Genomic DNA, 5,155 nt, shown 5'->3' with positions numbered 1-5,155 from the left:
GCGCGACCGCCAGCCGGGCCTCGGCAAGGAAGGTCCGGCCCGCCGGGGTCAATTGTACCGCCGATCGCCTGCCGCGCGCGAACAGGCGCGTGCCCAACCGATCTTCGAGCCGCAGGATATGCGTGCTGAGGGCCGATTGCGCGAGACCCAGCCGCTCGGCGGTCCGGCCGAAGTGAAGCTCGTCGGCAAGGGCGATGAAGAAGGTGAGCGCGCGGGTTTCGAGCATGATCTGATCTGATTATCAGATCAAAAAGGCCATTAATAGTGATTGAAGAGATCATAGGCGCCGGTGATGGAGCGATACAAGGAGAGACTGCGATGATGGCGTTCGATTGGGAAGATGCGTTCCGGCTTGAAGATCAGCTTGGCGATGACGAGCGGATGATCCGCGATACCGCGCGGCGCTATGCCGAAGAGCGATTGGCGCCGCGGGTGATCGATGCCTTCGAGAAGGAGACGGTCGATCCCGCGATTTTTCGCGAGATGGGCGCGCTGGGCCTGCTCGGGCCGACGGTGGCGCCCGAATATGGCGGGGTCGGCGCCTCTTATGTCGCTTACGGCCTGATCGCGCGCGAAATCGAGCGCATCGATTCGGGTTACCGTTCGATGATGAGCGTCCAGTCGAGCCTGGTGATGCACCCGATCAACGCTTTCGGTTCGGACGCCCAGAAGGCGCACTATCTGCCTGCGCTCGCCTCGGGCGAGGCGATCGGATGCTTCGGGCTTACGGAGCCCGACGCGGGGTCGGACCCCGGCGGGATGCGGACCCGCGCAGTCAAGGTCGATGGCGGCTATCGTCTGTCGGGAACCAAGACCTGGATCAGCAATGCCCCGATCGCCGATGTCCTCGTCATCTGGGCAAAGTCGGATGCCCATGGCGGCGCCATTCGCGGTTTCGTTCTCGACCGCGACCTTCCGGGGCTTTCGACGCCGAAGATCGAGGGCAAGCTCAGCCTGCGCGCCTCGGTCACCGGCATGGTCATGATGGACGACGTGCTCGTATCCGACGACGCGCTGCTGCCCGGCGTGGAGGGGCTGAAGGGACCGTTCTCGTGCCTCAACCGGGCACGCTACGGCATCGGCTGGGGCGCGATGGGTGCGGCCGAATTCTGCTTCGCTGCGGCGCGCGGTTACGGGCTCGAACGTGTCCAGTTCGGGCGTCCGCTCGCCGCGACGCAGCTTTTCCAGAAGAAGCTTGCCGACATGCAGACGGATATTGCGCTGGGGCTTCAGGCCAGCCTTCGCGTCGGCCGGCTGATGGACGAGGGCCGCTTCGCGCCCGAAATGGTGTCGATCGTCAAGCGCAACAATGTCGGCAAGGCGCTCGACATCGCGCGCATGAGCCGCGACATGCACGGCGGCAATGGCATTTCGGGCGAATATCACGTGATGCGCCATGCGATGAACCTCGAGACCGTCAACACCTACGAGGGTGCGCATGACGTCCATGCGCTGATCCTCGGGCGCGCGATTACGGGCATCGCGGCCTTTTGACGCCGCGCGGCGGCAGGGGATTCCCGGGGTCCCCAGCCTGGATCCGGGCCTCGATCAGGAGCAGGCCGCGCGTCGCCATGGCGCCGGCAAAGGCACGCTCGAACGCCTCGGCGGTGTCGCAGCGCACCGCCGGCACCCCCATGCGGCGGGCGAGCGCCACCCAGTCGATGGCGGGATTCAAGATCGAGCCACGAACTGCAGTTCCAGGATCGGGCGAACCGGACGTTCTTGCGCGGCTAGATCCGCGATGACTTAACTGCCGCTCTTCTGTATTCCAGTCCGAATGCCGCGATTGGGCGTCAGTGCACTGCCAATCCACTTGGACCACTCGGCGGAACCCGGTTGCGGCTGCTATGTGTCCTCACCAGCGCACGCGCCTTTTGGTCGGCCCAGTTGTATGCGCGCGCGAAGACGATACCGAACCCGATTGCAGCAAAAAGCGAAAGCCATGGCATCGGGCCGTGGAATAGCCGGATCACCAGCGACTTCACCTGATAGTGGCTGAGATACATGAACATCGATGAGGCGGCGATCTCCGAGATCACGGTTTTTACGCGGGCGGGGACCGATATTTCAGGCAAAAAGAGCAACAGTGCCACTCCGCCCGTTATGTAGGCGCTCGCCGAAGTGAAGCCGTGATGCTGCACGACAGCCGTCGTCACCACCGCCATGGCCAGGAGGCGATCCCGCACGTCGCGCGCGCTGGCGATCAGCATGCCGGCGCCAACCGTCCACAGATACCAGATGGGTGTGCGATGGTAGAGATAGTTCGTATCCCAGACCTTTTCGACCTGCCAGCTCAGCGTGACGGCCATGACGATAAGGGCGGTGGAACTCGCCATCGGATGATTCCGGAACAGTTCCCGCACCTTTGGAATCGCCAGCAGTGCGGCGATCACGAGAAGCAACTGCATGTAGATTTCGGCGAAATAATAATAGGCGACGTGATATTGTTCCGGATCGAACCAGTTGGATATCAACAGCGGTGGCTTCGGTTCGAACGTCCGGGCCCAAAGCTGCATCGCGACGACGACCAGGAATGTCGGGATAGCGACCCGTACGATGGTTCCGAAAATTGTGCTGACGTTCCCGGTCCGGCTGATTTCCGGCCATTGGAAGCGCATGACGCTGTAGCCGCACAGCATGAACAGGAAATATGCGGCACCCCAATTTTCGCTGTAGACAAAGGTGTCGAGGTGCAGCGCGACGATGCAGATCATGAAGAATGCGCGCGTCAAGGTGGCGGCTTCCAGCTGACGCCAGCCCTTTGCGCGACCGGGTACCCTGCTTTTCTCCAGTTGCGCGACCGTCAGCGACTCCCATCCGCCGGGCAGGGCGCCGAAGCGATCCTCAAATCCAAGCGAGAACTGGATATAGCTGAGCGAATCCCCTCCCATGGTTTCGAAGCTATCCTCCGGACCGACATCTCTTCCCGGGAAAAACTGACGGAAAAATGTTCGCACATCGTCCGGCATGGGCGCGGTGGCATGGTCAATGACAGGGGCGATCACGGCGGGATCGTTCGTCCTGACAAACTCCTGGGTCAGGCTACGACGCAATGGCTTGCCGGTGGCGGTCCGGGGAAGCGTCGGCATCACCCGGATGTGCAGGGCATCTCCCGCGCTCACTCCGAATTCTTTCAGTGCCTCCACCGAAGCGGAATGAAGCTGGTCAACAGCGAGGTTGGTCGCTTCGGCTGCAACGAGAACGCCCTCTCCGCGAAGGATGTCGGGCACTTTGGCCACGACGATCTTGCCGCTCACCCCGAGCCGCTGGGCGATCCGCGTTTCGAGCAGATCCGGGTTGATTTTCACGCCGCCGGTGTTGATCAGATCGTCCGCGCGGCCGCCATAATAGAGGTGACCGTCCTTGATATGCCCCAGATCGCCGGTCTCCAACCAGCCATCAGGACCACAAAGGTCGACAAGTTGATCGGCATCGAGGCGCCAGCGGGCAACATGTGGCCCCCGAATCCGGATCCGCCCGGCTGCGGATATGCCGACCTCGGTCGCGCCGGCCGCTTTTCCGACGGACTCGAGAAGTTCGTCCGGGACTTCCGAGATACGCAGGAAGGTGCTGCGGGATGCTTCCGTTAGGCCATAGTGCTGCACGATCCGGGCGTTGGGAAAAAGCTCGCGAACCGCGTGTTTCTCCGCGCCGGACATATATTGCGAACCGATTTCCAGCCAACGCAGCGCCTTGCCGGCATCGCCGATGACCGCCGGGGTATTCAGCAGAATCCGGAGAAGGGTAGGGACCGCGGACAGCGAATTGACTTCGCCTGACCGGAGCATGCGAGAAAGCTCGAGAGGATCGAAGCCGCGCGGCGGCAGATAGGAGTGACCGCCGACCGCGCTGATCGCACGGATCCGGCCCATGCCGAAACTATAGGTCACCGGCACGCCGACATATTCGCGTACGTCGGACGTCAGATCCATTTCATCGATGATCCGTTCCGCTGCATCCGCCAGATTGGAATAGGTCAGGACAATGCCTTTTGGCTTGCCCTCGGTGCCCGACGTGTAGGTGATCTGGGCCGGTCGGTCGTCGCGGATCAGCGGGTGGCGTTCAGTGAACCATCCGCTTCGGTCATCGGGGGTGATGCAGCGATCAATATCTATTCCGGTCAGGGTCTGCGCGAACGACTCGTCGGAAACAATGACCAGGGGTTGTCGCGCCTCATTGAGCGCAAACAGGCTCTCGATATACGACAGCGAGTTTCGTGCAACGATCGCGGTGGCCGTTATCTTCCGATCTCTCACTCTGCAAACCCTGTACTGATCGCCACATCGGCGCTTCGAATGAACATGGCACGGAGCGCACGCCGGAACCGAAAGCACGCACCAAGCGAGTCTCTATTATGCCTGCGAAAGCATCGCGATGATGCTTGGCGAATTCATTTCCGATTTTTCGCAATGCAATCTTTCACACATGAGTGAGGCGAAGCAGGGCAACACCTGTTCAAGCGCCAGATCGTGGAGCCGCAAGGCCTACCACTGCGCCGCCGTTCGCGTGGTGATCATGCTGTTGCCCGCGCGGCGGTATGGGATTGTGTGGGGCGGCAGGGCCATGGCTTTTGCAGTTGCGGGCAGATCGTCGCGAACCTCGACCATCCGGGCTTCAAGCTTGCCGGCACGCGCCGCCGTCATCGTCACAGCGACCTCGCCGGTTCCGCTGGCATGGAAAACAAACTGCGACCATGCGCCGGCTTTCAGCGTGCCGGCGACCGGACGGCCCATCAGCCGAATTCCCGAGAGGTCGACCGACGGTTTGACGAAGATCCGCATATAACGGCCGCCATTGGCGTTGCGCGCGCGGACGGCGATCTGGTGGCCCGTGCCCAGTTTCGCTGTAACGACGGCGAGTCCGGGTCGGGCAAAGACCGCGGGTTTCGCGTCCGCCACCCACAGGCTCTCTTTGGCGAGCGGCGCGATCGAGCGGAGCTCGGGCGTACCGCCGTCCTGCGCGAGGACGGATTTGACCCATCCGCCCGAATCAAGTTTCGCGCCGGCCCATCGTGCGCTGCCGCTCGCGACGTCGGCGATATAGAAGGCTTCGACCATGTCGGGGCTGGCGGCTGATGGTGTCCGGCCCCTGATGCCGGCGGCGACGGACAGGGCGAGGCCGGCGGCGACGCAGGCCATGCCGACGATGCGCAGGC

At 62.6% G+C, this 5,155-nt stretch carries 5 protein-coding genes; 1 reads left to right on the top strand and 4 read right to left on the bottom strand.

Translation table 11 applies throughout. From position 1 onward, the window contains the following. On the bottom strand, positions 1–226 hold a 226-nt coding region (locus VN047_RS20835; protein ID WP_325546095.1), incomplete at its 3' end, for a LysR family transcriptional regulator. Positions 227–318: 92 nt separating this feature from the next. On the opposite strand from VN047_RS20835, the gene VN047_RS20830 reads away from it, so the two are divergent. Further along, positions 319–1,494 (top strand): acyl-CoA dehydrogenase, encoded by a 1,176-nt coding sequence (locus tag VN047_RS20830; RefSeq protein WP_325546093.1) that lies wholly within the window; start codon positions 319–321, stop codon positions 1,492–1,494. On the opposite strand, the gene VN047_RS20825 is transcribed toward VN047_RS20830, so the two are convergent. From VN047_RS20825 to VN047_RS20815, 3 genes are all read right to left on the bottom strand, one after another. Next, positions 1,472–1,813: a thiamine pyrophosphate-dependent enzyme gene (locus VN047_RS20825; protein ID WP_325546091.1), complete on the bottom strand. Its 342-nt coding sequence runs from the start codon at positions 1,811–1,813 to the stop codon at positions 1,472–1,474. The two genes, VN047_RS20830 and VN047_RS20825, sit on opposite strands and share 23 nt — an antisense overlap. Next, positions 1,794–4,256, bottom strand: coding sequence for an AMP-binding protein (locus tag VN047_RS20820; protein WP_325546089.1), 2,463 nt, complete (start codon positions 4,254–4,256; stop codon positions 1,794–1,796). Before VN047_RS20820 ends, VN047_RS20825 begins: the two co-directional genes overlap by 20 nt. Before the next feature lie 228 nt (positions 4,257–4,484). Continuing rightward, on the bottom strand, positions 4,485–5,155 hold a 671-nt coding region (locus VN047_RS20815; protein WP_325546087.1), incomplete at its 5' end, for a hypothetical protein.

The organism is Sphingopyxis sp. (assembly GCF_035565275.1).
Lineage (GTDB): Bacteria > Pseudomonadota > Alphaproteobacteria > Sphingomonadales > Sphingomonadaceae > Sphingopyxis.
Note: the sequence above shows the minus strand (reverse complement) of the source record. Positions and strands in the feature narration are given on the sequence as shown.